Origin of the sequence: Gracilibacillus pellucidus, from assembly GCF_033949965.1 — a bacterium.
Taxonomy (GTDB): Bacteria; Bacillota; Bacilli; order Bacillales; family Amphibacillaceae; genus Gracilibacillus; species Gracilibacillus pellucidus.
Genome location: NZ_JAWZSR010000005.1, coordinates 13,650 through 39,784 on the forward strand (window position 1 = coordinate 13,650; position 26,135 = coordinate 39,784).

The 26,135-nt window shown below is 37.1% G+C and carries 29 protein-coding genes and 1 riboswitch; of the genes, 12 read left to right on the plus strand and 17 right to left on the minus strand.

Annotated elements, in window-relative coordinates; translation table 11 throughout:
• Window positions 1-104: 104 nt before the first annotated feature.
• Together SH601_RS10015 and SH601_RS10020 are read left to right on the plus strand one after the other, a co-directional pair.
• Window positions 105-869, plus strand: coding sequence for a rhomboid family intramembrane serine protease (locus tag SH601_RS10015; protein ID WP_319958158.1), 765 nt, complete (start codon window positions 105-107; stop codon window positions 867-869).
• A gap of 20 nt (window positions 870-889) precedes the next feature.
• Entirely contained in the window at window positions 890-1,333 is a 444-nt protein-coding gene (locus SH601_RS10020; RefSeq protein WP_319958159.1) for a hypothetical protein, read from the plus strand.
• Window positions 1,334-1,786: 453 nt separating this feature from the next.
• On the opposite strand, the gene cshA is transcribed toward SH601_RS10020, so the two are convergent.
• Window positions 1,787-3,247, minus strand: coding sequence for a degradosome RNA helicase CshA (gene cshA, locus SH601_RS10025; protein ID WP_319958160.1), 1,461 nt, complete (start codon window positions 3,245-3,247; stop codon window positions 1,787-1,789).
• A 405-nt stretch (window positions 3,248-3,652) separates the two neighbouring features.
• On the opposite strand from cshA, the gene SH601_RS10030 reads away from it, so the two are divergent.
• A complete protein-coding gene (locus tag SH601_RS10030) occupies window positions 3,653-4,558 on the plus strand; it encodes a DMT family transporter (protein ID WP_319958161.1) in 906 nt (301 codons plus the stop codon).
• A gap of 35 nt (window positions 4,559-4,593) precedes the next feature.
• Here the strand turns inward: SH601_RS10030 and SH601_RS10035 are convergent, their stop codons facing one another.
• From SH601_RS10035 to SH601_RS10065, 7 genes are all read right to left on the minus strand, one after another.
• Window positions 4,594-5,325, minus strand: coding sequence for an alpha/beta hydrolase (locus SH601_RS10035; RefSeq protein ID WP_319958162.1), 732 nt, complete (start codon window positions 5,323-5,325; stop codon window positions 4,594-4,596).
• Between the two features lie 148 nt (window positions 5,326-5,473).
• A complete protein-coding gene (locus tag SH601_RS10040; protein ID WP_319958163.1) occupies window positions 5,474-5,812 on the minus strand; it encodes a YppG family protein in 339 nt (112 codons plus the stop codon).
• A 59-nt stretch (window positions 5,813-5,871) separates the two neighbouring features.
• Window positions 5,872-6,132 carry a hypothetical protein gene (locus tag SH601_RS10045; RefSeq protein WP_319958164.1) on the minus strand — a complete coding sequence of 87 codons (261 nt, stop codon included), beginning with the start codon at window positions 6,130-6,132 and terminating at the stop codon, window positions 5,872-5,874.
• 167 nt (window positions 6,133-6,299) lie between these two features.
• Entirely contained in the window at window positions 6,300-6,770 is a 471-nt protein-coding gene (locus tag SH601_RS10050; protein WP_319958165.1) for a MarR family winged helix-turn-helix transcriptional regulator, read from the minus strand.
• Between the two features lie 123 nt (window positions 6,771-6,893).
• Window positions 6,894-7,214 carry a thioredoxin family protein gene (locus SH601_RS10055; protein ID WP_319958166.1) on the minus strand — a complete coding sequence of 107 codons (321 nt, stop codon included), beginning with the start codon at window positions 7,212-7,214 and terminating at the stop codon, window positions 6,894-6,896.
• 82 nt (window positions 7,215-7,296) lie between these two features.
• Window positions 7,297-8,109, minus strand: a complete 813-nt coding sequence (locus tag SH601_RS10060; protein WP_319958167.1) for a DUF368 domain-containing protein — start codon at window positions 8,107-8,109, stop codon at window positions 7,297-7,299.
• 13 nt (window positions 8,110-8,122) lie between these two features.
• Complete coding sequence (locus SH601_RS10065) at window positions 8,123-9,265, minus strand: CapA family protein (protein ID WP_319958168.1); 1,143 nt, start codon at window positions 9,263-9,265, stop codon at window positions 8,123-8,125.
• A 110-nt stretch (window positions 9,266-9,375) separates the two neighbouring features.
• On the opposite strand from SH601_RS10065, the gene SH601_RS10070 reads away from it, so the two are divergent.
• Together SH601_RS10070 and SH601_RS10075 are read left to right on the plus strand one after the other, a co-directional pair.
• On the plus strand, window positions 9,376-10,068 hold the full coding sequence (locus SH601_RS10070; protein WP_319958169.1) for an ABC transporter ATP-binding protein: 693 nt from the start codon (window positions 9,376-9,378) through the stop codon (window positions 10,066-10,068).
• A complete protein-coding gene (locus SH601_RS10075; RefSeq protein WP_319958170.1) occupies window positions 10,065-11,405 on the plus strand; it encodes an ABC transporter permease in 1,341 nt (446 codons plus the stop codon). The genes SH601_RS10070 and SH601_RS10075 overlap by 4 nt, the downstream gene beginning before the upstream one ends.
• 4 nt (window positions 11,406-11,409) lie before the next feature.
• Here SH601_RS10075 and SH601_RS10080 read toward each other — a convergent pair whose 3' ends face one another.
• The 4 genes from SH601_RS10080 to SH601_RS10095 all read right to left on the minus strand — a co-directional run bounded on the left by SH601_RS10080 (window position 11,410) and on the right by SH601_RS10095 (window position 15,712).
• Window positions 11,410-11,688: a YkvA family protein gene (locus SH601_RS10080; protein WP_319958171.1), complete on the minus strand. Its 279-nt coding sequence runs from the start codon at window positions 11,686-11,688 to the stop codon at window positions 11,410-11,412.
• A gap of 76 nt (window positions 11,689-11,764) precedes the next feature.
• Entirely contained in the window at window positions 11,765-13,588 is a 1,824-nt protein-coding gene (gene typA, locus SH601_RS10085) for a translational GTPase TypA (RefSeq protein ID WP_319958172.1), read from the minus strand.
• Window positions 13,589-13,667: 79 nt separating this feature from the next.
• Complete coding sequence (locus tag SH601_RS10090) at window positions 13,668-15,023, minus strand: sensor histidine kinase (RefSeq protein ID WP_319958173.1); 1,356 nt, start codon at window positions 15,021-15,023, stop codon at window positions 13,668-13,670.
• Window positions 15,020-15,712, minus strand: coding sequence for a response regulator transcription factor (locus SH601_RS10095; protein ID WP_319958174.1), 693 nt, complete (start codon window positions 15,710-15,712; stop codon window positions 15,020-15,022). The genes SH601_RS10090 and SH601_RS10095 overlap by 4 nt, the downstream gene beginning before the upstream one ends.
• A gap of 200 nt (window positions 15,713-15,912) precedes the next feature.
• Here SH601_RS10095 and SH601_RS10100 point away from each other — a divergent pair, with 200 nt between their 5' ends.
• The 4 genes from SH601_RS10100 (at window position 15,913) to SH601_RS10115 (ending at window position 19,899) form a co-directional block, all read left to right on the plus strand.
• Window positions 15,913-17,160 carry a S1C family serine protease gene (locus SH601_RS10100; RefSeq protein WP_319958175.1) on the plus strand — a complete coding sequence of 416 codons (1,248 nt, stop codon included), beginning with the start codon at window positions 15,913-15,915 and terminating at the stop codon, window positions 17,158-17,160.
• A 180-nt stretch (window positions 17,161-17,340) separates the two neighbouring features.
• Window positions 17,341-18,216: an NAD(P)-dependent oxidoreductase gene (locus SH601_RS10105; RefSeq protein ID WP_319958176.1), complete on the plus strand. Its 876-nt coding sequence runs from the start codon at window positions 17,341-17,343 to the stop codon at window positions 18,214-18,216.
• A 143-nt stretch (window positions 18,217-18,359) separates the two neighbouring features.
• Entirely contained in the window at window positions 18,360-19,334 is a 975-nt protein-coding gene (trhO, locus tag SH601_RS10110; RefSeq protein ID WP_319958177.1) for an oxygen-dependent tRNA uridine(34) hydroxylase TrhO, read from the plus strand.
• Between the two features lie 85 nt (window positions 19,335-19,419).
• The gene (locus tag SH601_RS10115) at window positions 19,420-19,899 is read left to right on the plus strand and encodes a glutathione peroxidase (RefSeq protein ID WP_319958178.1); all 480 of its coding nucleotides are present in this window, start codon (window positions 19,420-19,422) and stop codon (window positions 19,897-19,899) included.
• A 42-nt stretch (window positions 19,900-19,941) separates the two neighbouring features.
• Here the strand turns inward: SH601_RS10115 and ribH are convergent, their stop codons facing one another.
• Genes ribH through ribD form a run of 4 tightly spaced genes read right to left on the minus strand, consistent with a single transcriptional unit; the run spans window position 19,942 to window position 23,355 of the window.
• A complete protein-coding gene (gene ribH / locus SH601_RS10120) occupies window positions 19,942-20,409 on the minus strand; it encodes a 6,7-dimethyl-8-ribityllumazine synthase (RefSeq protein WP_319958179.1) in 468 nt (155 codons plus the stop codon).
• A 12-nt stretch (window positions 20,410-20,421) separates the two neighbouring features.
• Window positions 20,422-21,624 (minus strand): bifunctional 3,4-dihydroxy-2-butanone-4-phosphate synthase/GTP cyclohydrolase II, encoded by a 1,203-nt coding sequence (locus SH601_RS10125; protein WP_319958180.1) that lies wholly within the window; start codon window positions 21,622-21,624, stop codon window positions 20,422-20,424.
• A gap of 10 nt (window positions 21,625-21,634) precedes the next feature.
• Window positions 21,635-22,267, minus strand: coding sequence for a riboflavin synthase (gene ribE / locus SH601_RS10130; protein WP_319958181.1), 633 nt, complete (start codon window positions 22,265-22,267; stop codon window positions 21,635-21,637).
• Window positions 22,249-23,355 (minus strand): bifunctional diaminohydroxyphosphoribosylaminopyrimidine deaminase/5-amino-6-(5-phosphoribosylamino)uracil reductase RibD, encoded by a 1,107-nt coding sequence (gene ribD, locus SH601_RS10135; protein WP_319958182.1) that lies wholly within the window; start codon window positions 23,353-23,355, stop codon window positions 22,249-22,251. The genes ribE and ribD overlap by 19 nt, the downstream gene beginning before the upstream one ends.
• A 323-nt stretch (window positions 23,356-23,678) precedes the next feature.
• Window positions 23,679-23,827: riboswitch (FMN riboswitch) on the minus strand.
• Between the two features lie 117 nt (window positions 23,828-23,944).
• Between ribD and SH601_RS10140 the strand changes: the two genes are divergently transcribed.
• The 3 genes from SH601_RS10140 to SH601_RS10150 all read left to right on the plus strand — a co-directional run bounded on the left by SH601_RS10140 (window position 23,945) and on the right by SH601_RS10150 (window position 24,990).
• Complete coding sequence (locus SH601_RS10140; protein WP_319958183.1) at window positions 23,945-24,130, plus strand: PspC domain-containing protein; 186 nt, start codon at window positions 23,945-23,947, stop codon at window positions 24,128-24,130.
• Window positions 24,131-24,143: 13 nt separating this feature from the next.
• The gene (locus SH601_RS10145) at window positions 24,144-24,419 is read left to right on the plus strand and encodes a nuclease-related domain-containing protein (RefSeq protein WP_319958184.1); all 276 of its coding nucleotides are present in this window, start codon (window positions 24,144-24,146) and stop codon (window positions 24,417-24,419) included.
• Between the two features lie 229 nt (window positions 24,420-24,648).
• Complete coding sequence (locus SH601_RS10150) at window positions 24,649-24,990, plus strand: hypothetical protein (protein WP_319958185.1); 342 nt, start codon at window positions 24,649-24,651, stop codon at window positions 24,988-24,990.
• A gap of 171 nt (window positions 24,991-25,161) precedes the next feature.
• Here SH601_RS10150 and murB read toward each other — a convergent pair whose 3' ends face one another.
• Complete coding sequence (gene murB / locus SH601_RS10155; RefSeq protein WP_319958186.1) at window positions 25,162-26,064, minus strand: UDP-N-acetylmuramate dehydrogenase; 903 nt, start codon at window positions 26,062-26,064, stop codon at window positions 25,162-25,164.
• Window positions 26,065-26,135: the final 71 nt, after the last annotated feature.

The following is a 26,135-nucleotide window of genomic DNA, read 5'->3' on the forward strand; positions in this document are numbered from 1 at the left end:
ACGCAGTTTTTTTAATAGGTGAAACAAATGAAAGAGTGTTGCTATTACTCTCGCTTGTATATATGCTAAAATGAAAACAATCAATTTTTCAAAAGGAGAATACTATGTTTTTTCGAACAGAAAGGTTTCGTGACTTTTTACAGTTTTATCCGGTAGTTTCCGTAATTATCGCACTGCAAATTTTGATATGGCTACTCGGATTTGTCCCTAGTATCGGGAACTCGATTTACATCATGGGTGCTGGTGTTAATGGCTTAATTAGCCAAGGAGAATATTGGCGTTTAGTGACACCAATATTTCTACATGGTGGATTCACACATGTACTATTTAATTCCTTTTCACTTGTCTTATTTGCACCAGCATTAGAGCAAATGCTCGGGAAATGGAAGTTTATTAGCTTATACTTAATGTCAGGTATCGCAGCAAATATTTTAACTTATATCGTAGAACCAAATCCATATTATATTCATGTTGGTGCTTCTGGTGCCATTTATGGCTTGTTTGGTATATATATATTTATGGTCTTTTTCGAGAAAAAATTAATCGATTCACAAGATGCTCGAGTTGTTCTCATTATTACGATCATTGGTTTAATCTTGACGTTTATCAGACCAAATATTAATATCGCTGGTCATGTTTTTGGCTTTATTGCAGGATTTGCATTAGGACCGATTTTATTAAACAATGCGCAGGCCTTCTCACCATGGAAGAATAAACGTCGCGTTAAACATGATGACGAAATTGGTTTTGATCCGAATCGTTGGAACAAAAAGAGATTTCGCAGTAAACCTAATCCATATGTAAAGAAAATATTATTCGGTGTGCTAATCGCCCTTGTTATACTTGGTGTGATCTCTCGACTATTCTAGTAGCAGGAGGAAAGTAATACATGTTAGCATTAACGTTATTCACTATCGCAGCCATCATCATAGCCTTAGGTATTTCCTTTGTCTATGGACAGCTAACTAAAAGATTATCCTATCGAATCGTGCGTAATGAGTATGATCGACAAGCATTACAAAAGGAACAAAGCCGCTTCTTCATTCATATAGGAATGCTAGAAGTTATTCCCATACTATTTATTATCCTAGGATTCGCAAATTCTGCTAATGAGATGCTATCTGTCGTTAATAAAAGTATCGCCATCATTATTATTGTCATTGTACTCATTATCAGTTTCATCCAGATATTCATAACAACTAGAGAGTTGAAGAATACTGCCTCTAACCTAGAGCAGTCAGATAGAAATAGTTTATTAGCTTTACCTTTTATCGGCTATTCCCTACTGATGGCTGTACCAATCATTGCATCCATTGGCATTATCTTAATTTAGATACGTAAAGTCCGTTATTAGCGGACTTTTTATTTTGTTAGAATTGTTCTAAATGAAGTTTGAGCTTTCCTATTTCTCATCAGTTAGTCTAAATAAATACTCCCATTTCATCCTTTCTAAAAAAAAAATAGGAAAACCCACCCAACCCTCTCCAAAGTAGTTATTTTGACATGAATAATAAGCGTAACAACCACTACGGCTTGCCCACTTCGCTAATTAATGCTCTTCAATGAATGTACTCGCCGACATTCCTTTTTATTGCACAGTTGAAGAAAGCTCGAGTAGTTAATAGTCACAAACAATGTAGAACAGTTTCATAGCGGAGTTTTCCCTGTACAAGCTATTTCAAAATGGCTACTCTGCTTACAAATGCCTTGATACAGCGGATTATATACTTACCTATATTACAAAAAAATCAGCAGGAGTTTATCTCCCACTGATTCCTATCTTACATTATCTTTTATTATTATTGTTATTGTTGTTACGTTTGTTTTGGAATTTGCGGTTACGGCCACCTTGTTTTCCTTTGCGACCATATCCACGTTTATCATTTCTGAATTTTTTACTTTTATCTCTGTTGTTAGATTTCTTCACGCTTACTGGTTGAACAGAAGATAACGTAACTGGTGTTTGTCTTCTTTCTTTTGTTAACATCTTAAGTGCTGCTGCTACTACAGTTGCAGAATCATGCTCACTTAAAATCTCACTAGCTGTTTCACGGTAGTCTTGAAGATCTTGCTTCTCGATTGTTTTCAATAATTTTTGTACAGTTAATTGTTGTTGACCGCGTTTTGCCTCATCATAGCTAGGAGCAGTCATACGTTGCATCTTACTTTTTGTTACTTTTTCGATTTGATGTAAGTGCGGCATTTCTCTCGGTGTAATGAAAGAAATAGCTTCACCCATTTTACCAGCACGACCTGTACGTCCAATACGGTGTACATAGCTTTCTGGATCTTGTGGAATATCGAAGTTATAAACATGTGTTACACCAGAAATATCTAAACCACGTGCAGCTACGTCTGTCGCTACTAAAATTTCAATACGACCGAACTTGAATTTTTTCAAAACAGATGTACGTTTACCTTGTGTTAAATCACCATGAATTCCTTCAGCACGGAAACCACGAGCTTGAAGTCCTTCTGTTAGTTCATCCACACGTTTTTTCGTACGACCGAATACAATAGCTAATTCTGGCACATGGATATCAAGTAAGTTTGTTAATGTATCAAACTTTTGTTTTTCATGTACTTCAACAAAGAATTGATCGATATTTGATACGGTCATTTCTTTCGCTTTGACTTTTACTTCTGATGGTTCTTTCATTAATGTTGCAGCGATATTTCTAATTTCTTTTGGCATTGTTGCAGAAAATAGTAATGTTTGTCGCTCTTCTGGAATAGCCTTAAGAATGTCACGAATATCATCAATGAATCCCATGTTTAGCATTTCATCTGCTTCATCTAATACAGCAGTATGAACATTGTCAACACGGATTGTTCGACGACGTAAATGATCTAATAAACGTCCTGGAGTTGCTACAACGATATGTGGACCATCTTTTAATGCTTTAATTTGACGTTCCATATGCTGACCACCATAAACTGGAAGCGTGCGAACACCTTTAAATTTACCGATTTTGTGCATTTCTTCTGCTACTTGAATAGCTAATTCACGTGTTGGAGCAACAACTAGCCCTTGAATTTTACGCTCTTTTGGATTAATTTTTTCGATCATCGGAATACCAAACGCAGCTGTTTTTCCTGTACCTGTTTGTGCTTGACCGATAACATCTTTACCTTCCATACCTAATGGAATCGTTTGAGCTTGAATTGGCGTAGCTTCCTCAAAGCCCATCTTCTCTATTGATTTCATAATTGACGCTGAGATACTTAATTGATTAAATTTTGTCACTATTAATTTCTACTCCTTTATTTTCACTATATAATTCTCATTTTTATTATCATTTTTTCTTCGTTATTATTAGTGTATCCAAGTTATTCTAGCTACATAAAATATATACTAAAGGTATGATAAGCTACCTTATATGACATGTCGTTATCGTAAGAAATCTCAATTTTAACAAAGATACATACGAATAACAATGAAAAAAGCCTTCCTCCACATCTGGAAGAGGCTTAAAATGACCATTCAATGGATTATTACATCATAACACACTCTTCTTGTTTATTCTATATAATATTTTATATCGTTTCAAACAATTGCAGTTACAGCAAAAACAGTTATCATTAGTGTTTCCAAAAATAATTGTTATACTAATAAAAAAAGATTCTATTCTCTATCATTGTAGGTGATGTTGTGCAAAAAACATTCTTTCCATATATGGCGATTATTATCGGAGTTATCTCGATTTCAACTGCCGCTGTCTTAGTAAAAATGGCAAGTGACGTCCCTTCAGCTGTAACCGCAAACTATCGTTTATTATTTGCTGCTGTTTTATTATTACCTTATATCCTTTTAAGAAGAAGAGATGAACTAAAAAGGCTAGCAATAAGGGAATGGGTGCTAACGGTTTTAGCTGGTATTAGTTTAGCGATTCATTATATCGTCTGGTTTGAATCTTTCCAGTATACATCTGTAGCTAGTTCTACGGTCATTGTCACATTACAACCTATTTTTGCTTTTGTTGGAACATATTTATTTTTTAATGAGCGCTTTTCAGCTGGCACTGTTATCAGTATGCTTATTGCCATATTTGGAAGTGTTATAATCGCCTGGGGGGATTTTCAAATTGCTGGCGAAGCACTATATGGAGATTTTCTCGCTCTTATTGGTGCTGTTTTTATTACGATTTACTTTTTACTTGGACAAGGGGTTCGAGCGAAAATTTCTGTCATGAGCTACACATTTATCGCCTACAGCATAGGCGCGATTACTATTGTCATTTATAACGTAGCCACTTCCTATCCGTTAACAGGCTATAGCTCTAATGAATGGATGATTTTCCTTAGTCTAGCGATTATCCCAACTATACTAGGCTTAAATTTATTAAATTGGGCATTAAAATGGTTTAGCACCTCTGTTATTTCGATGGGGATTTTATTTGAACCAATCGGAGCTTCCATACTCGCCTTTTTCATTATCGGCGAAACGATCACTTGGGCACAATGGCTAGGCGGGACTATTGTTATCTTCGGTTTACTGCTATTCATCACGAGTACCCGAAGAAAAAGACAAATGAAGTTAACCGTGGGGCAAAAATAAAGTTCTTAGGGACCTGCTTCTCCTAAGAACTTTATTCATCCTCCTACACTCGTTTGTTCTTGAGGGCTACTTTCCTTTGTTAAAAATTGAAAAACAGCGTTAATGACTACCTCTTTATCATCCCCTAAGCAAATTAAATGCTTCGAATCATGGAAATAGATGATGTCAGCATCAACAGGGATTTCTTTATCAAGATAGTGAACCGTTTTGTACGGAACCATTCCATCTTGCATCCCTTGTGCAATAAACACAGGACAATGAATGTCTTTTAAGTATGGTTTCGTAAATTTCATACATCTTAAAAATTCACGAATTGCTTTCCACGGAACAGACCCGTACTTTTTGCGATAATGATTAAACAATACATCATCATGTAGTTTATGCCTTACCGCTTTTTGAGCAAATTGTAAGATATCTGCTCCCATTCTTGGGACACTAATATATTTCCGTGAAGTGGATAGAAGAACTAACTTCACACACGTATACTTTGCCGCTAAATAAGCGGCTATCATACCTCCCATGGAAAACCCTATTAAATATACGTCAGCATGCGCCTTGGCAATGTTTAAATAGGCTTGTTCTGCTTCTGAGATCCAATCTTTATAAGAAACATCTGATAGCTCTAAGTCTCTTCCTGCTCCCAAACCATGGCCTGGCAGCTTTGGTGTTACTACATACCAGTCTGTCTGCTCCTCAATATATGTCGCAAGTGGCTCCACTTCGTATGGGCCTCCAGTAAAACCATGAATAACAAGACATGCAGTCATCTTACTTTGACCTCCTACACATAAGGTGATAACTTATTAGGATATTACATTCGTTAACCCGCATTTAGCTCTATTGCTTCTGCTCAATTCTTAATATCATTCTGGAACAATAGAAATCCTTGCCACAACGGACAAGGATCATATACGATTATCTTTGAAAACTTTTCAAGATACTACCAACATTCTTCACTAATGGGGATACTTGCTGATAAGTGTTAGCTAATTGATTAACTGTATGAAACACTTTATCTAAATCCATTTCACCATTTTTATCTTGAAAATATTGAAGAAATGACGGATGTTGCTTGTTAACAGTGGATACTGCTTGTGGGTCAAATCCATCATATTGATTCGGTATCACCGGCTTTTGATAATATTGATATGGCGTTATCGGCATTGGCGACGTATATGTTGGTGGTTGATAAGGATACCCCTCATACGAATAAGGGATTTGATAATGGGGATAACCATCATTTCGATAATCCATACTTATCCCTCCATCTACAATTTTCTACTGTTAGCCTATGCTAAAAAAGGAAAATAGGTTCACTGATGGATAGATGCTTCTCCATGCAAGTTCAGCATGTTTTTTATCTTATTCTCCTGAAAACCGATAACACTATAATGATGATCAATTACCATTGCAGGTGTTAAGTAAATACCTTCTTCTTGCAATTGACGCAGGTTATCCTTATCAATTGTTGTGTTTTTTACATTGATTGGAATATCATAATTGGATAGATAATCAACCATCCGCTGACTTTCTAAGCAATCGTCACTAATATATACGTCTATTTGATGTCTCATTATAAGTGCCCCTCTCTAACAAATATATATCAGTTATGTTTACCCATTTCAGACACCATACAAACACCAAACAAAGATATTAATCAACTATTACAGCTAGAAATTTACATGAACCTTAAGATTTTCCACCATTTTCACAATCCCGTCAAGAACAACCTTTTTAATTTTCATTTATCAGAGAATTGGTCAGCATACATACCTAGTTTTTTCAATAACTGAATAGCTGACTCTTTTTCATCGACATCTAATCCTTCCATTATTGCTTCAATTTGTTTCCAATGTTCAGGGAAGATATTATTTAATAAGTCTTCTCCTTTTGCTGTTATGGATGCGAATGTAATTCTCTTGTCATCTGGACAAGGTGTACGCTTCACTAACTCTTTCTTCTCTAATTTATCTACTACATATGTAATACTGCCACTTGCCAATAAAATCTTATCTCCTATTTTTTGTAATGGTTGCTCCCCTAGGTGATATAAAAGCTCTAACACACCGAAGTCCGTCGTATTTAAACCATGGTTTCTAATATCTTTCGCTACTTGATCAGCAACCGAACGATATGCTTTAGAAAGTACTACGAACAGTTTCAGGGAAGGGTCTTGCTTCTTTTTTACATACTCACGCTTCTTTCGATCCATCCCTCTCATCCCCTCTCATTATCTATATATGAATGGTATTATAAGAAAATTGTGAAAACTAGTCAATTTTTAACAATATTTCTGTAATACTTCACAAAAAAAGAGACAGTACAAAACTGCCTCCTAAGCTAATTCCTCTTGTAGAAATTCTAGGACATCATCCGGTGTTTTCGTATATGCACTATGTCGATGTGCTAATTTTTCACCGTTTTGGAAAATAAGCAAGCTTGGAATACCCATTACTTCATATTTCTCTGCCAATCCCTGTACTTCATCACTGTTTATTTGATACCAATCATAATTATTATATTGTTCTAAAATATCTCCAATAAACATATCCATTCGCTTACAGTCTGGACACCAGTCTGCATAAAATTTAATAATAACTGGTTTATCAGAAGCGATCACTTCATTAAATTGTTCTACTGATTCGATAGCTTGCATCATTCATTCTCCTTTTTCTTTAAATGGTTCTACTATTTTAATCAAAGCTAGCATGATCACTAACGGAAAGCAACTATTCTGTTCAACGATATTCCACTCTTCCTAGTACATACGCAACGAAAAGTCCGATAGCAAATGTAAGAATCGATGCGATAGTTATTCCAACACTAATTGGCCATCCTGGGAAAATAACGAAGATAGAGCCAATCACCATACCAATTACAAAAGCGTAAACCGCCGTAGGAAATGCTGCTAATAAATATCGCAAAATTTTACTCATTATTAAAATACCTAGTATAACTCCAATACCAACTATGCCAATAGAGACAAAATCCAACTCGTCTACTGCATTAATAATGGTATAATAGGAACCTAAAGTCAACAGCAGAAAAGAGCCACTAATCCCCGGTAAAATCATTGCAGTACTTGCTAAGAAACCTGATCCAAGTAACCACAAATAAGTAGAAAACTCAAATTCTGTGACTATACTAGTATCCTCAGTTTGATTAATACCTATATACGCAACAAGTGCAATGCCGATAACGAGTAGCAAAATGTGTTGTACTTTAAACGTTTTTCTAGCATCGGCCTTTCGGAATAATAGCGGTAATATACCGATTACTAAACCTAAAAACGCAAAAAATGTTGGTTGCGGATAGTAATGTAACAGCCATTTAATCAACTTTGACAGCAGAAAGACTGCTGCTACAATACCGATACCTAATGGAATTAAAAATCTCAGGTGCTTTTTAAAATCTTTTGTAAACAAACCATTGATCGCTTCAATCAAGCGGTCATAGATGCCTAATGCTACTGCCAATGTTCCACCACTTACACCTGGGACAAGGTCACTTGCGCCCATAAGAAAACCACGATAAATATTACGCCATTCCATTCTCACTTCTCCTTTAATCAATAAACTGTACATCGTCTACATATTTAGTTAAATGTGCTTTTATCTCTTCTAAATGGTCGGATGCATTCGATAATTGTTCGTCCGAAACATCCTTTAACGGTATTACTTGCACGTCTGTCATTTTATCATTAATTATGTCAAAATCGACAAATGTAGGCAAAAATACTGGTGTATCCACTGTTATAGTCGTTCCATCTTTCTTTGCAGAGAATTGAAAAATTCCTCCTATTCGTTGATAAAGCTCATATTGACCCGATAAAAAATTCCCTAGCGAATAAGCGACAAGTGTTTGATTACCATCTTTACCTTCTACCCAATCAACCGGTTGTAAGACGTGTGGATGATGACCTATCACGACTTCCACACCTAAATCTGCTGCAAATTGTGCTAGATCCTGTTGTTCTTGATTCGGCAGACGTTGGTATTCATCGCCAAAATGATAACTCACAATTGTCATATCCGCTAAATTATTAGCCTTTTTCACGTCATTTTCAATAGCTTGTTTATCTATTAAATTAACTAAGTAATCTTTTCTATCAGGGACTGGCATTCCATTTGTACCATATGTATAACTTAAAAAGGCAACAGTTATTCCTTTTACGTCCAACACTCGAATCGTTTCGTTATCCTCTTCGCTTATAAAGCTACCTGTGTACGCCATACCAATCTCGTTATAATAGTTAACGGCATTCCGAATCGCTTGTTCCCCACGATCTAACGTATGATTATTTGCCATTGTCACAATATCCACACCGACATCCTGTAATGTATCCCCTATTTCAAACGGACTATTAAATTGTGGATAATTGGATAAGCCAATTGCTTCACCACCCATAATAGATTCCTGGTTAGCCAGCGTAATATCCGTGTTAATTAAGTAATCTTTTATAGAGGCAAACATCGGCTGAAAGTCATACAGCTCTCCATCCCATGCATCAAGGTAAACACGGTCATGGATCAATATATCCCCTATTGCCGCAATGGATATTTCCCTATTAAAACGTTTCACACTTGTATCTTTACTGACTCTTTCCTTATTAGCATGTTCATGCAGCACTCCTATAGATATCTCCTGACTACTACAAGCCGTTAAAACGACAAACACTAACAAGAAATATATGCTAGTTTTTTTCATAATATGAAAACTCCTTCAAGAAGGCTTTTTTCATTTTATCACAAAAAAATGAAGTAATCTCCATTTTATTTACGTCCATTATTAGTGAAGAGAAAAAAAGGAGGATGTACATGATTGAAGTAAAGAATATTAACCATACATTTTTACTAGGAAAAAAACAGAAGGAAACCGCATTACACGTATTAAAGAACATCTCTTTTTCTGTTGAGGAGGGCGATATTCTTGCCATCACAGGAAAAAGTGGCTCTGGTAAATCGACATTATTAAATATAATTGGTGGATTCATGAAACCTACTGAAGGATCTGTCATGATCAACGAGACAAATGTAACCAATTTTAATGAAGGTGAATTTGCTAATTTTCGCTTAGATAACATAGGATTTATCTTTCAAAATTTTCAGCTGATCCCAAGCATGACTGCTTTTGAAAATGTTGAACTACCATTAGTGTTCAAAGGAATACCGGAAAAAGAGAGAAAAGAATGGACCACACAAACATTAGCAAAAGTTGGTCTTAGTGATTATCATCACCATTATCCTAGTGAATTATCCGGGGGACAACAACAACGTGTTAGCATTGCCCGAACACTCGTCATTAAACCACCAATTATTCTTGCTGATGAACCAACAGGTAGTTTAGATAGTGAAACAGAGCAAGAAATCTTACAATTGCTCCGCTCCTTAAATAAAGAAATGAATATTACCTTTTTAATTATTACGCATGACGAAGAAGTTGCCCGAATTGCTTCAAAAAAGATTCATATGCTTGATGGCGTCGTGGTAAAGGAGGAAATTAACTCATGAAATTTAAAGATCAATGGCGATTTGTTCGCAGTAATATGAAACGAAGTAAGTCTAGAGTTTTTATGACTGTATTAGCTACAGCGATGGGCGTAACTTTTTTAATTGTACTTGCCTCTGTCGGATTCGGCTTACAAAAAACATTTGTTAATGATATTATTCACGATCGTGCCGTTACACAAATCCAAATACACGGAATTGACACAAATGATGATTATGCACTCATTACAGATAAGGAAATAGAAGAATTAGAACAGATAGATAAAGTAAAGGCTGTTACAAGACAACGGAATCTAGCTCAAATCCCAGCCTATCATTTAGATAACTACGAGACTTTTGCCGAAACAGTAGTAACTGATTTTCCATCAGAATTCGAAGCAGGAATGGAATTGACAGAAGGAGCATTGCCAGACTCACCTTATGAAGTTGTTGTCGGTTCAGATTTCGCTGGAACACTTTATCAAGCGGATGTTGCGGAGGATGAAGACCTCTATAACGAGGAGGGGGTACTAAAAGACAAATATGCATATGCTGACTCATTAGTTGGAGAGAAAATTGATATGACTGTGGAGAAAGGGGAGGGAGATGAGATCGAAGAACATACCATTGAATTAACCATTACCGGTGTTGTCCAACCACCAGCAAGAGAATGGATACAAGATCAATATATGTACATATCTGACGATTTATTACGTGATATAGAAACATTTACCGGAACACCTAGAGGTGCTAATATAGATCCAGATTATCCTAAATCAACAGAAGAGTTAACTGGTTATAACAATGTTAATGTATTTGCCCATTCATTAGAAGATGTACAGGAGATATCAGAACAATTATCTGAAAAAAATTACCTCTCCTATTCTGCAGCAAATGAGTTAAAAGAAATAAATGTCATTTTTACAGTAGCTAAAGCAGGACTTATCTTCATTGGGACAATAGCCATTATTATTGCATCCATCGGTATCTATAACACTATGACAATGGCTGTAACAGAACGAACTCCAGATATCGGTATTATGAAAGCACTCGGAGCACATCCAAAGAAAATTAAACAAATATTCTTATTAGAGAGTAGCTATATCGGTTTATTAGGAGCTGTAATAGGTACGATAGTCGCGTATATTCTAAGCATTTTACTAAATCTTGGTATACCATTTATCATTGAGTCGGTATTTAACAATGAATTACCCGAAGGATTTCAATTTTCAAGCATACCTTTCTCATTAATTGCTATTTCTACCGTCATTTGTTTGATTGTTACCATTATTTCTGGACTAAAGCCTGCCAAGCGTGCTACACAAGTAGATGTTTTAAAAGCAATGAGAAGAGAGATCTAGAGAACTATTTTATCTCTAGCTCATACTTTTCCCTCAAACTTGCTGGCGCCATTCGGATTAACTGTTGTAAAACGAGAGCCGCAATCATCACGTCATCAAATAGACCTATAACAAGCAAATAATCCGGAATTAAATCAAACGGAAAAAGAAGATAACCAAGAATAAGAGCTAGCGCAATTATTTTGGTACTTCGCTTTACTTGATTAGACAAAAAATATTCTTTTAAAAAAGGAATCGATTTACGAAAGGTAAATAGAAATCTTATTCTTCTAAAAAAGCGCATGATGGTTCCTTCCCTTCATATAGAAAACCCGTTTTGGTAAGCCTTCGCTCACCAAAACGGGTTATGTTTTTACTTATTATTTTTTCTTCGCTGCTTTTTCACGTTCGTTTTTGTTAAGGATTTTCTTACGTAAACGAACAGAATCTGGTGTTACTTCACAATACTCATCATCATTCAAGTACTGAATTGCTTCTTCTAATGACATGTCACGTGTTTTACGAATCGTTGCTGTTTGATCCTTTGTTGCAGAACGAACATTTGTTAAATGTTTTTCTTTCGTAATATTAACAGTAAGGTCATTTTCACGGTTATGTTCACCAACAATCATCCCAGCATATACATCCGTACCTGGTTCAACAAAGATAACACCACGGTCTTCTAGGTTCATGATTCCGTAAGTAGAAGCTTTACCATTTTCTAAAGCTACTAACACACCTTCACGACGCCCACCAACTTGACCTTTGACAAGTGGAGCATACTCTTCAAATGTATGATTGATAATACCGTAACCACGAGTTTGTGTCATGAATTCTGTTGCATAACCAATTAAACCACGTGAAGGCACTTTGAATTCCATACGAACTTGGCCTGTACCATGGTTGACCATATCAAGCATTTCACCTTTACGTGCACCTAATGATTCCATTACAGGTCCTGTATAGTCTTCTGGCACATCAATTTGTACACGTTCGATTGGTTCACACTTAACACCATCAACTTCTTTCACGATAACTTCTGGTTTAGAAAGCTGTAACTCATATCCTTCACGACGCATATTCTCTACTAAAATAGACAAGTGTAATTCCCCACGACCTGATACTGTCCAAACATCTGGAGAATCTGTCGGATCTACACGTAAACTTACGTCTGTCTCTAGTTGTGATAATAAGCGTTCTTCGATTTGACGAGAAGTAATATATTTACCTTCTCTTCCGGCGAATGGACTGTTATTTACAACAAACGTCATTTGTAACGTTGGTTCATCAATACGTAAAATTGGTAATGCTTCTTGGTGTTCTGTTGGACAAACCGTTTCTCCAACATTAATATCTTCCATACCAGAAAGCGCAATAATGTCACCGGCTTTCGCTTCTTCAATTTCAATACGTTTTAATCCGATGAAACCAAATAATTTCGTCACTCGGAAGTTTTTCACAGAACCATCTGTTTTCATTAATGATACTTGCTGTCCAACTTTGATCGAGCCGCGGTATACACGTCCAACCCCAATACGTCCTAAGTAATCATTGTAATCAAGCATGGTTACTTGGAATTGTAATGGTTCTTCGGCATTGTTGATAGGAGCCGGAATTTTTTCTAAGATTGTTTCAAAAATTGGTTCCATTGTTTCTTGTTGCTCTTCATCAGGATAGCTAGATGTTCCGTTTAATGCAGAAGCATATACAACTGGGAACTCTAATTGATCGTCATCCGCACCAAGCTCGATGAATAAGTCTAATACTTCATCTACTACTTCATCTGGGCGAGCATTTGGTCTATCAATTTTATTTAATACAACAACAGGCTGTAATTTTTGCTCTAGTGCTTTTTTCAATACGAAACGAGTTTGTGGCATACATCCTTCGTAAGCATCTACTACAAGCAATACTCCATCTACCATTTTCATGATACGCTCTACTTCACCACCGAAGTCTGCGTGTCCTGGTGTATCTAATATATTAATTCGTGTATCTTGATAATTGATCGCTGTGTTTTTCGCTAAAATAGTAATTCCACGCTCTTTTTCAATGTCGTTGGAATCCATTGCACGTTCTTCTATTTGCTCATTATCACGAAAAGTCCCTGAATAACGAAGTAACTGGTCAACTAAAGTTGTTTTACCGTGGTCAACGTGGGCAATAATCGCAATATTGCGAAGCTCTTCTCTTAATTGCGTCATATTATTCTCTCCTCTTAAGAAATGCGTTCATCATATTATAACTTATCCAGTATACCACAATCGTTTAGAATTGTTAGTATTAAGCATTAATTTTTTTAAATTCGGTAAAGATCATCGTGAATCTTGCTCCACCTTCTGTCGTATTACTTGCTTTTATTACTCCACCAGATCGCTCGACAATAGCTCGTGCGATCGCTAGCCCTAATCCTGTCTCTCCGCTTTCACCTTTTACAAATCGATGGAACAACTTCTTCATTAACTCCTCATCAATTCCCGAGCCGTTATCCGTTATTTCTATATGAAATTGTTTTGCTTTAACAAATGCAGCTATCTCTATTTCCGTGTTGGCATGTCGAATAGCATTAGAAACAATATTCATCACTGCTTGTAACATTTTCTCTCCATCAAAAGAAATTTCTATTTCATCGACAGGATGCTCGAGCACTTCTATATTTTTCTCATTAGCAATCGGGATCGCTCTTTCCACCACTTGTTTCATAAACACTTTACTATTTACTTTCTCCACTTTATAAATGTCTGTTTCACTATCTAGTTTTGCCAATAAAATAATTTCATTGATAATTTTTTTCAGACGTTTAATCTCAGCAATCATTACTTCGAAGCCTCGGTCTGCGTCGTCCCCTTCAAACACACCATCACGAATACCCTCAGCATAACCTTGAATTGCCATTAAAGGGGTTTTCAGCTCATGACTAGCATTTTGGAAAAATTGCTGTTGTGATTGAATATAACTGTTTAATTCATTTGCCATCTCCACAACACTTTGCTCCACTTGCTTAATCTCACCAGCTGCTTTTACCTCTTCCATTTCATCGAATTTTCGCTTCTCAATTTTCTTCAATTGATGTCGTAATTTCGTCAATGGTGTAACGAGCGTCGCTGTTAAATAGTGACTGATTAAAATGGTAACCAGAATACCGATAACAAAAATTAAAAACAATCGATTAACTAAGTTTTTTTGTACCTCTTGCAGATTATCTAATGGTGTTAATAAAACTAAGTGCTGTGTTGAATGCGGTGAAACGATTGGAATAATCGATACAACATAGCGGTCGCCATCTCCTTGCCATACAGGCTGAATGCGACTATTCAAGTTATATTCCTGTGTCCAGTCGTCAATCATATCGACATCCGATAAAGAGGAAAGAACAATTCTGTCATCATTTTCATCATAAACAAATACTTGCAAATTATACTGTTCAAGTAACTGAAAAAAACGTTGAACACTTCTCGTATCATTTAGTCCTTCTGTTAAAATAAAATCAACAATCAATCCTCCTTTATCCTCTAGCTGTCGTTGTTCATTTTGGATGAGCATTTGCAGAAGTTGAGAATAAATTAAAATACCTGTTATGGTCATAATGATAACTAAAAGCGTTGTAAAAGCAATTGTAATCTGATGCTGAAGTTTCATCGCTGCGCCTCATCATACTCAAGGCGATAGCCATAACCCCAAACCGTTTCAATTGGTAAGCCATCTAGCTTTTTACGTAATCGTTTCACTAAATCATCTACTGCTCGATCACTTCCAAAATAATCATTCCCCCAGACAAGGGTTAATAATTCTTCTCTAGAAAAAGCTCTATTCGGTTGTGCTGCAAAAATTTCTAACATTTCAAATTCTTTTGACGTCACATCTATTTCTTTTTGTTGCCAATGAACCGTCCGAGCTGCTTTATCAATTTCTAAATCCCCAAGCGTAAGAATAGATTCATCATTAACAGGCTTAACCGGCTGTGTTTCTGCACGTTTGAACAAACGCTTCACCCTTGCGACTAATTCTCTTGGACTAAATGGCTTCGTTAAGTAATCATCACTACCAAGCTCCAGCCCGAGAATCTTATCAACTTCTTCATCTTTAGCTGATATGATAATAATCGGCACTTCACTTACTTGCCGTATTTTTTTACATAATTCATAGCCATCCATCCCTGGAAGCATAATATCTAAAATCCACATATCGGGCTGTCCCTGTTCAGCAAGACTCCATGCATCCTCTGCATTCTCACGCATCGTTACTTGAAACCCTTCCTTTACTAAATAGGCTTTCACAATATCTCGAATATTTGGATCATCTTCTACGATATATACATGTTGGTTCAAAGTCTGTCACCTCTCCCATTCTACCCAGTTACCTTGCTCTTATTTTCGCACATTTACGCCAAAAAATTAAGCATCGACCAAATAATTCTGTCTTTTACACACAAATTATACAATTATCCCATCAATGTACCGTAAATGCGCGGTATGATAATAGTACAGAAACAAATTAACCTATTTCTTTTAGGAAAGGATGATTATAGATGAGTGAAGAATTCAATCAACAACCAACCGAACAACAAGAAGAAACCCAAACAGTAGTTGAACAACCGAAGGCCAAAAAAAGTAAAAGTACTCTTTCTTATTTAGTTAGTGGTGTCGCAGGTGGGGTTATTGCTGCATTATTTACTAGTGGTATTTTTATTAACACCATTAATAATGACGATGCAGCATCTGCAGATAATGATGAAACGGCAACACAAGCAACGACAAGTGAATCAGTCCCAACAGCAAATGTAGCTAACCAATCTACGAACTCAATTGGCAGTGCTGTTCAAAAAGTATCTGATGCAGTCGTTGGGGTTTCTAATATTCAACAAGTGGATCTTTGGGAAGAAGCACAGCCTGCCGGTACAGGTTCAGGTGTTATTTATAAAAAAGATGGCGAATATGCATATGTCGTAACAAATAATCACGTAGTAGAAGGTGCTCAACAAGTTAAAATTGTCCTCACAGATGGTGAAAATGTAAATGCAACGGTCATGGGAACAGATTCATTATCTGATTTAGCGGTATTACGAATTCCAAGTGATAAAGTGACAACAGTTGCTGAATTAGGCTCTTCTGATAACTTAAGTGTTGGAGATACAGCTATCGCCATCGGTAACCCACTAGGGGAAGAGTTTGCAGGATCTGTTACACAAGGAATTATCAGTGGTTTAAATCGCGGTGTCGATGTCGATTTAACAAATAACAATCAAGCAGACTGGACGGTCAATGTCATTCAAACAGATGCCGCAATTAACCCTGGTAACAGTGGTGGTGCATTAATCAATGGTACTGGAGAAGTAATTGGTATTAATTCTATGAAAATTGCTCAATCTTCTGTTGAAGGCATTGGATTCGCCATCCCTGTTGATGACGCCAAACCAATCATCGAACAGTTAGAAACTGGCAATGATGTAGCACGTCCATTCATCGGTATCAGTGCTTTAGATTTAGCTAGTGTTCCACAACGTCATGTACAAGACACATTGCATTTAGATGACAATGTCGATCACGGTATTGTTATCGCACAAGTTGAACCAAGCTCTGCTGCAGACAAGGCTGGCTTACAACAATATGATGTCGTAACAAAAATCGATGATCAAGATATTCACTCTATGCTAGACCTTAGAAAATATTTATATAGTGAAACAAATGTTGGTCAAGAAGTAAACGTCACATTCTTTAGAGACGGCAACCTTCAAACTGCAAAATTAGTACTTGATGAACAATCAAATATTCAATAAGAGTAAACTCCCCTTACTCAGGGGAGTTTTTGACTCCCGCTGATTGTTAGCGAAACTTATCAGGGCGTTAGCGTCCGTTTATCCCCCATCTTCGCTTCTTTGTTTTAACTCGAATCTTGAAGTGGGGGTATTACGGACGTTTACACCGTGGTAAAGTAAAAGAAAAAGGAGATGAGATTGATGACAACTTCTATTGGCTTTATCGGAACTGGTGTAATGGGAAAAAGTATGGCACGTCATTTGATGGAGGCGGGTCATGAGCTTCATATTTTTACAAGAACCAAAAATAAAGCAGCAGAACTTCTTGATGCTGGCGCAGTTTGGCAAGAATCGATTGCTTCTCTTGCTCAAAATGTGGATATCGTCATTTCCATTGTGGGCTATCCATCTGATGTGGAAGACATTTACCTAGGCGAAAATGGCATTATTGCCAACGCTAAGCAAGGTACGTATCTCATTGATATGACCACTTCTGATCCAATTCTTGCTGAAACCATTTTTCACGCTGCTAAGAAAAGAAGGTTACATAGTCTTGATGCACCTGTATCCGGCGGTGACATCGGCGCTCAGAATGGCACCCTAACGATTATGGTCGGCGGTCAAAACGAGGACTTTCTCCAAGTAGAGCCCATTTTAGCGCTAATGGGAGAAAATATTGTATTACAAGGACCGGCAGGAGCTGGACAACATACAAAGATGGCCAACCAAATTACGATCGCCTCTAATATGATCGGGGTATCCGAAGCTATTATTTATGCCAAAAAAGCCGGGCTAGATCCCGTACGCGTTTTAAAAAGTATTTCTGCAGGTGCTGCTGGTAGCTGGTCACTTTCTAACTTAGCTCCTCGTATGATTAAAGGTGATAGCGATCCGGGCTTTTATATTAAACATTTTATTAAAGATATGAAAATTGCCTTATCCAATGCAAAAAATTTGGGCATTCAAACTCCTGGACTTGCCTTATCATTAGAGTTATATGAAGTATTAGCTGAAAAAGGGTTAGAAGACCGTGGTACACAGGCATTGATTAAGTGGTTTGAAGGCGAGCTATCCTAGTAATCATACCCATACAATTCACCTATTGATGTTGTGAACATAACTAAAACATGATAAAATGTTTTCTTGCAAGATAATAAAAGTATAAACCAACCTAAAAACATTTATATCTTGCAAATATGAATTGATAGGTGGTAATAATAATGGAAACACAAGAAAAGTATCAAGTACTATTGTATTATAAGTTCGTAACAATTGATGAACCAGAAACATATGCACAAGAACATTTAAATTTCTGTAAAGAACTCGGACTAAAAGGACGTATTCTTGTTGCAGAAGAAGGTATTAACGGTACTGTTTCTGGCACCGTAGAACAAACAAATCAATATATGGAGGCCATGCATAACGACCCAAGGTTTAGTGACATGGTATTCAAAATAGATGAAGCAGATGGACATGCATTTAAGAAAATGCACTGCCGTCATCGTCCTGAATTAGTAACACTTCGTTTAGGTGAAGAAGATGTGGATCCTCGTGAGAAAAATGCAGACTTCTTAAACCCACAAGAATTTTATGAAGCAATGCAGGATGAAAACACCGTTATTTTAGATACTCGTAATGATTATGAATATGAATTAGGTCATTTCCGTGGTGCAATCAACCCTGATATCGATAATTTCCGCGATCTTCCTGAATGGATTGAAAACAATCGCGATCAATTAGAAGGTAAAAAAGTATTAATGTATTGTACAGGTGGAATTCGCTGTGAAAAATTCGGTGGTTGGATGAAGGAAAAAGGCTTTGACGACGTCGGCCAACTTCATGGTGGAATTGTCACTTACGGACAAGACCCAGAAGTACAAGGTGAACTATGGGACGGTCAACTATACGTATTCGATGAACGTATTTCTGTACCAGTAAATCGCAAAGAACATGTTGTAGTCGGTCGTGACTATTTCGATGGTGAGCCGTGTGAACGCTATGCAAATTGTGCAAACCCTGAGTGTAATAAACAAATTCTTTGTTCAGAAGAAAATGAACACAAATATATGCGTGGATGTACACACGAATGCCGTGTTCACCCTCGCAACCTATATGTAAAAGAACATGACCTATCAGAAGAAGAAATTCATGCAAGATTAGCTAGAATTGCTGAAGCAGACGGGGTTGTTCAATAAAAACAAAAAGAACACGAGATTAATCTCGTGTTCTTTTTGTTTCCTCGTATTTTTATGTTATCCTTTTTATGAGGAGGCGATTTCATTGTCATTATTCGATATTTCAATTGAAACTGTTCAAGGTACAGATACAACTGTACAGGAATACAAAACCAAAGCAATGATCATTGTCAATACTGCTAGTAAATGTGGATTCACTCCACAGTTTGATGGCCTGCAGCACTTATATGAAAAATATAAAGATGACGGCTTGCAAATTTTAGGATTCCCTAGTAATCAGTTCATGAACCAAGAACCTGGTTCAAGTACTGACGCAGAAGAATATTGTCGCCTAAACTATGGCGTTACTTTCCCGATGTTTGCTAAAACAGATGTACGTGGCAAAACGGCCCACCCTTTATTTCAACATCTAACCAAAGAAGCACCTGGTATTATTTCCGATCAAATTAAATGGAACTTCACCAAATTTTTAATTGATGCAGACGGAAATGTTGTGAAGCGCTATGCTCCAAAAACACAACCAGAAGAAATGGAAAAAGATATCATAGAACTTCTACAGAAATAAAAAACATGGTCCGAATAATGTCGGTCCATGTTTTTTATTTGTTTATTCCATTTCTTTCAACAGATTTGCCATCTCAATCGCTGAAATAGCTGCCTCTGCCCCTTTGTTCCCTGCCTTTGTTCCAGCTCGTTCAATTGCTTGCTCAATCGTATCTGTTGTTAAAACACCGAAAATAACAGGAATGTCCGCATCCATTGACACACTTGCAACACCTTTTGATACTTCATTGCTGACATAATCAAAGTGTGGCGTAGAACCACGGATAACCGTTCCTAATGTAACAACTGCATCATATTTGCCTGATGCCGCCATTTTTTTCGCAACTAAAGGAATTTCAAATGCACCAGGTACCCAAGCGACTTCAATGTTATTCTCACTTACACCGTGACGACGAAAAGCATCTTCTGCACCACTTAATAATTTGCCTGTAATAAATTCATTGAATCGACCTACTACGATTCCTACTTTCAAGTCAGTTCCTACTAAATTTCCTTCAAATACTTTACCCATTGTATACTCCTCCTATTTATCCTTCACATGTAATAAATGATCTAATTTTTCTACTTTTGTTCGTAAATAATGTTCGTTATTTTTATTTGCTGGAATTTCGATCGCTTTTCTTCCTACTAGTTCCAATCCATATTCCTCCATGCTTGAAAGCTTACGCGGGTTATTTGTAAGTAAATGTAGTTTACCAACACCTAAATCACGCAAAATTTGCACACTGATGGCATAGTCTCGTAAATCATCCGGAAAACCTAGTTGATGATTTGCTTCTACGGTGTCATAGCCTTCCTCTTGTAGTTTATAGGCCTTCATTTTATTCACTAAGCCAATTCCACGACCTTCTTGTCGCATGTAGACAAGAACTCCTCGCCCTGCCTTTTGGATTTCTGCTAAAGCTTTTTCCAGCTGTGGACCACAATCACAACGCTGTGAACCTAGTACATCGCCCGTTAAACATTCAGAATGAACGCGAACCAATGTAGGCTCATTTGGATCTAATTCCCCTTTATATAATGCGATATGCTCTTGCCCTGTATATTTTTCGGTATAGGCTACCAATTTAAACTCACCATATGCTGTTGGTAAATCAATTTCTGTTTCTTTAACAATTAATTGGTCATAACGTTTACGATAGTTAACCAATTGCCCTATTGTGATCAATGGTAAGTCATGTTTTTCCGCGATTTTTTCTAAATCAGGTCGGCGTGCCATCGTACCATCTTGCTTCATAATCTCACAAATAGTCGCAACTGGCTTGGAATCAGCTAATCTTGCTAAATCAATCGCTGCTTCAGTGTGCCCTGTTCGTTCCAACACACCAGCTTCTTTAGCGATCAATGGAAATACATGTCCTGGACGATTAAATTCTTGTGCTGTTGTGTTGTCATCGACTAACTTTTGAATGGTTAAAGATCGTTCCTGAGCACTGATTCCTGTATGTGTTGTATGATAATCAATACTTACCGTAAAATTAGTGCCATAATCATCTGTATTACGGCTAACCATTTCTCCTAGCTGATAACGATCAGCATAGCTTTTTGTCATCGGGGCACAAATTAAACCTCGGCCTTCTTTCGCCATAAAGTTAATTACTTCTGGTGTTGTATGCTCTGCTAGGGCAATAAAATCACCTTCATTTTCACGATTTTCATCATCTACTACGATAACTACTTTTCCTTCTTTTAATGCCTCAATAGCTACTTCTACAGATTGTTTCATCACGATCCCCCTAAAAACCGTACTGTTTCAATTTTTCTTCTGTTATACCTGTTGTTTGATTTCTTGTCTCAAGAAGACGTTCCATATATTTCGCTAACATATCGAATTCAACATTGACAATATCCCCTTGATGTTTAGTTCCAAGAACAGTTGCTGCTTGTGTTTCTGGTATGAGCGAAATGGTGAACCCTTTATCATCGACACCAAAAACCGTTAGCGACGTACCATCAACAGCAACGGAACCTTTCATTGTCAAATAACGTGTATCCTTTGTCGCAATATAATAATATTTCGCATTATCCTCTTGCCACGTACGTTCAATTGTTCCTACTGCATCAACATGACCAGAAACAAAATGACCACCAAATCTACCATTTGCACTCATTGCACGCTCTAAATTCACAGTCGATTGAGCGGACAATGATGCTAATGAAGAGCCTCGAAATGTTTCAGGAATCACATCAACTGTAAACCAATCATTAGCAAAATGAGTGACTGTTAAACAAACTCCATTGACAGAAATACTATCACCAACAGTAACATCGTCTGTTACCTTTCTCCCTTGAATTTTTAGTTGCAATGCTTGATTGGTTTGTGTAATAGAGATGATCTTACCTTTTTCTTCTACAATTCCGGTAAACATGAAGATTCCTCCTTTCGTTTGGCAATGATTTTTATATCGGGGCCCATTTGTTCGATATGTTGGAATACTAGTTGCTCTGCTTCTGCCATTTTGATCGGTGAAGTACCACCAATGACGGCCCTAGCATCATCACCACCTAATAATTTTGGCGCTATATACCAGTGACATTCATCAAATAATCCAGCTTGTACGAAGGATTGATGCACACTTGCACCACCTTCCACATAAAGGGACTCGATTTTCTCTTCTGCTAAAATTTCCATTAAATCCGCTATGTCGACTTTAGTAGTCTGTAACTGAATCACTTTTACATGCGGATATTTGTTTAGGAAACGATTCTTGTCTGCTTGCTTACCACATACGATCCAAGTCGGTGAATCTGGTTTAAAAATGTGGAAATCACCGTCCAGTGATAAATGTGTATCTAAAATAATGCGAATCGGACTTTTTCCACCTTGGGGCAGGCGAGTAGTCAAACTAGGATTATCCTGTTCAACTGTTTGTCGTCCTACTAAAATAGCATCATATTGATGTCGTTGTTTATGGACATCTTCTCTAGCTAATTGAGATGTAATCCATTTACTATCACCTGTAGCTGTTGCTGTTTTGCCATCTAATGTTGTCGCAGCTTTTAACGTAATAAATGGTCGCTTCTCATTCATATAGTGGAAAAAGTGCTGATTGATTTGCAATGCGCGTTCTTCTCTAATACCAATTTCCACTTCAATCCCTGCTTGTTTTAAAATAGCTACACCATTTCCAGTTACTTTTGGATTCGGATCAAGGCAGGCAATATACACTTTTTTCACCTGACTCTGCACAAGAAGCTCTGCACATGGTGGTGTTTTACCGTAATGGGAACAAGGCTCAAGCGTAACGTACACATCCGCCCCCTTTGCCCTTTCTCCCGCTTGGTTGATTGCATGTACTTCGGCATGTGGTCCACCCGCTTTTAAATGTGTGCCAACACCGAGAAGTTCTCCATCCTTGACGACAACAGCTCCAACAGATGGGTTCGGACTTGTTTGTCCGATTGTTGCTTCCGCTAAATTTAACGCGAGATCCATCCATTCCTCATGTGTTTTCACTTGATCATTCCTTTTTCATATAAAGTGAGACTTCAATCAGTGGGAGTTTTTTACTCCCACTGATTGTTAGCGAAACTTATCAGGGAGTTAGCGTCCGTTTATCCCCCCATCTTCATTTCCTCGTTTTTACTCAAACCTTGAAGTGGAGGTTTTACGGATGTTTACACCGTGATAAAATAAAAAACCCTAGGCATAAATAACCTAGGGGTTGTGTGTATTCATAGTAAAAAAACTTGGATTTGTAGCAATAAAGCTATTAGAAAGAAGCCTTTTTGCCAATACAAAAAGATCTACTTTTCCCTATAGAAAAGTCACTACATCACCAATTCCTTTTCCCATCCAGACTATCACTGTCGGCTTTGGAATCTCACCAAATCCACCTTCACATTTACATGCTCCAGGTCACGGACTGAAAAAGTTAAAAACTTTTATCACCGTCGGTCGGGAATTTCACCCTGCCCCAAAGGAATATTTATCGCAATATTTTATTACGGATAGTATATAGAATTTTTCCTTCATTTGCAATGAATCTGTTTTGTTAGAGTATGGTAAAATGTGTTACTATTTTTTTAGAAGGGAGGTTATGGTAATGAAGATTCGTATCCGAAGATCGACTACTAATCAATCATTAGATGGTGTATGTGGCGGTATTGCCGAGCATTTTGGAATCTCGCCTTTTTTAGTTCGATTGGCTTTTATCTTTCTTATACCTGCTGGGCTTTTTGTTTATATTATTCTCGCTAATGTAATGGATGCACCTGTTCAATCTTTGTAGAAAGGAAATAATAATGATTAAAAAAATCGGACAAAAACCTTATGGATTATCTATTTTTGAAGCATTGCAAGCACGAGTAAACTTTACCCAACAAGAAACAAATTATTTTCATCAATTACAAGTAGGCTATGATGGTGAGAAAAGATGGGAGCAGTTGCTTGAAAAAGAATTGCCAGACCACTTTATTATCCTCAGTGACATTCGACTTGAGCTAGGCACTACCACATTCCAAATCGATTCCATTCTTCTTACCGGCGACACGCTATACCTTTTTGATGTGAAAAATTAAACGGAGATTACAAATATGGTGAAAAAAGTTGGAGTAAGCTACCCTACAAGAAACAAGCAATCCTCTTTTACAATTAATTAAAAATGAAACATTAATGCGAAAGTTTTTGCAGCAAAAAGATATCCCCACTCAATGGATGTGCTTATCCATCCGGCATTTACCCTCTATGAAGCACCGATCAGTAAGCATTTCGTTTTCTCCACTCAGCTAAAAAGATTTTTTCCGCTCCTTGAATACAGTACAACATCGTTTAGCCCATCACTTCATTCAACACGATATTGGTGACTATCCTCATATCAAAAAAGGAGTTCGTTGTTGTAACTGTCAGCATCTATCAGTTGAAATCAATGCTAGAAAAAGTGCGTGTAAAAAATGTGGAGAAAACGAACAAATATCGGAGAGCATTTTACGAAATATTCAAGAATTACAACTACTATTTCCTCATGAAAAACTGACAACTAATCTTGTCTATGATTGGTGTATTGAGGAATATTCTAAAAAAATAATTCGTGGATGTTTAGAGAAACATTTTCAAAAAACAGGAGTTCGACAATGGACTTATTATAAGTAAAACAAAAACAGCGCCCTACCATATCATAAGGTGCTGTTTTTTTATGATGGATGAGTAACTGTGGTTTCTTTCCTTCGCTTTTTCGGGCTTTCATCTCGCTTATGAGTGACCGAATTTTCTGCCCTACCTCTTTTTCAGGCGTTCATTCACTCACCGTTACTCGCTCGCTTCTCAATCTTCTCCTAAAATTCTAACTTCTCGCTCTAACTCAACATCAAATTTTGCTTTTACTTCGCGTTGCACCATTTCGATGACGGAAATATACTCTGTAGCGGTCGCATTATTTTTGTTCACGATAAATCCTGCATGTTTAGTGGAAACCTCTGCTCCACCTACTCCCTTGCCTTGCAAATGGCTATCTTGAATTAATTTTCCTGCAAAATAACCTGGTGGTCGTTTGAATACACTACCACATGATGGATATTCTAACGGTTGTTTAGATTCACGCATATACGTTAAATCATCCATCACTGCTTTTATTTCATCATAGTCTCCTTCTGTTAAATGGAAGGTTGCTTCTAAAACAATATATCCTTTTGCGGCGATATTACTTGTTCGGTAATCAAGGTCAAATGCTTCTGCTGGCATACGATGTACCTCTCCACCCGCATCGACTACTAGCGCGCTTTCTAAGCAATCTTTTACCTCACCGCCATAAGCACCAGCATTCATATACAATGCTCCACCTACTGATCCTGGAATTCCGCAAGCAAATTCCAAACCTGATAAGCGTTCCTCTAAAGCGAAACGGGAAGTATCAATGATACGAGCGCCACTTTCTGCAACAACCTTCTCTCCATCTCTACGAATGCCTTTGAATTTTTTCAGACTTAACACTATTCCACGAATACCGCCATCTCTAATAATGACATTAGAGCCATTTCCTAATAAGGTAAAAGGAATAGCCGACTTATTGGCAAAACGGATGATTTCTTGTACTTCTTCCACCGTTGATGGCGTGACGAAAAAATCTGCTCTGCCTCCTAATTGTGTATACGTATGTTTTTTTAATGCTTCATCTATCAAAATGTGTTCTGGATCTATAATTTGTTGTAACTCTTTTAAGATACTCATGTTAGATCAATCCTTTAATTTACTAATGTGGAAAGCCACACAATTAATCTTTATTATAGCAATAACAAAAT

What these genes read in the sequence shown, in the direction of transcription:
- SH601_RS10015 (WP_319958158.1), top strand. Translation starts at nt 105, where the DNA reads ATGTTTTTTCGAACAGAAAGGTTTCGTGACTTTTTACAGTTTTATCCG.
- SH601_RS10020 (WP_319958159.1), top strand. Translation starts at nt 890, where the DNA reads ATGTTAGCATTAACGTTATTCACTATCGCAGCCATCATCATAGCCTTA.
- SH601_RS10035 (WP_319958162.1), bottom strand. Translation starts at nt 5,325, where the DNA reads ATGACTGCATGTCTTGTTATTCATGGTTTTACTGGAGGCCCATACGAA.
- SH601_RS10040 (WP_319958163.1), bottom strand. Translation starts at nt 5,812, where the DNA reads ATGGATTATCGAAATGATGGTTATCCCCATTATCAAATCCCTTATTCG.
- SH601_RS10045 (WP_319958164.1), bottom strand. Translation starts at nt 6,132, where the DNA reads ATGAGACATCAAATAGACGTATATATTAGTGACGATTGCTTAGAAAGT.
- SH601_RS10050 (WP_319958165.1), bottom strand. Translation starts at nt 6,770, where the DNA reads ATGGATCGAAAGAAGCGTGAGTATGTAAAAAAGAAGCAAGACCCTTCC.
- SH601_RS10055 (WP_319958166.1), bottom strand. Translation starts at nt 7,214, where the DNA reads ATGCAAGCTATCGAATCAGTAGAACAATTTAATGAAGTGATCGCTTCT.
- SH601_RS10060 (WP_319958167.1), bottom strand. Translation starts at nt 8,109, where the DNA reads ATGGAATGGCGTAATATTTATCGTGGTTTTCTTATGGGCGCAAGTGAC.
- SH601_RS10065 (WP_319958168.1), bottom strand. Translation starts at nt 9,265, where the DNA reads ATGAAAAAAACTAGCATATATTTCTTGTTAGTGTTTGTCGTTTTAACG.
- SH601_RS10070 (WP_319958169.1), top strand. Translation starts at nt 9,376, where the DNA reads ATGATTGAAGTAAAGAATATTAACCATACATTTTTACTAGGAAAAAAA.
- SH601_RS10075 (WP_319958170.1), top strand. Translation starts at nt 10,065, where the DNA reads ATGAAATTTAAAGATCAATGGCGATTTGTTCGCAGTAATATGAAACGA.
- SH601_RS10080 (WP_319958171.1), bottom strand. Translation starts at nt 11,688, where the DNA reads ATGCGCTTTTTTAGAAGAATAAGATTTCTATTTACCTTTCGTAAATCG.
- typA (WP_319958172.1), bottom strand. Translation starts at nt 13,588, where the DNA reads ATGACGCAATTAAGAGAAGAGCTTCGCAATATTGCGATTATTGCCCAC.
- SH601_RS10090 (WP_319958173.1), bottom strand. Translation starts at nt 15,023, where the DNA reads ATGAAACTTCAGCATCAGATTACAATTGCTTTTACAACGCTTTTAGTT.
- SH601_RS10100 (WP_319958175.1), top strand. Translation starts at nt 15,913, where the DNA reads ATGAGTGAAGAATTCAATCAACAACCAACCGAACAACAAGAAGAAACC.
- SH601_RS10105 (WP_319958176.1), top strand. Translation starts at nt 17,341, where the DNA reads ATGACAACTTCTATTGGCTTTATCGGAACTGGTGTAATGGGAAAAAGT.
- trhO (WP_319958177.1), top strand. Translation starts at nt 18,360, where the DNA reads ATGGAAACACAAGAAAAGTATCAAGTACTATTGTATTATAAGTTCGTA.
- ribH (WP_319958179.1), bottom strand. Translation starts at nt 20,409, where the DNA reads ATGGGTAAAGTATTTGAAGGAAATTTAGTAGGAACTGACTTGAAAGTA.
- SH601_RS10125 (WP_319958180.1), bottom strand. Translation starts at nt 21,624, where the DNA reads ATGAAACAATCTGTAGAAGTAGCTATTGAGGCATTAAAAGAAGGAAAA.
- ribE (WP_319958181.1), bottom strand. Translation starts at nt 22,267, where the DNA reads ATGTTTACCGGAATTGTAGAAGAAAAAGGTAAGATCATCTCTATTACA.
- SH601_RS10140 (WP_319958183.1), top strand. Translation starts at nt 23,945, where the DNA reads ATGAAGATTCGTATCCGAAGATCGACTACTAATCAATCATTAGATGGT.
- SH601_RS10145 (WP_319958184.1), top strand. Translation starts at nt 24,144, where the DNA reads ATGATTAAAAAAATCGGACAAAAACCTTATGGATTATCTATTTTTGAA.
- murB (WP_319958186.1), bottom strand. Translation starts at nt 26,064, where the DNA reads ATGAGTATCTTAAAAGAGTTACAACAAATTATAGATCCAGAACACATT.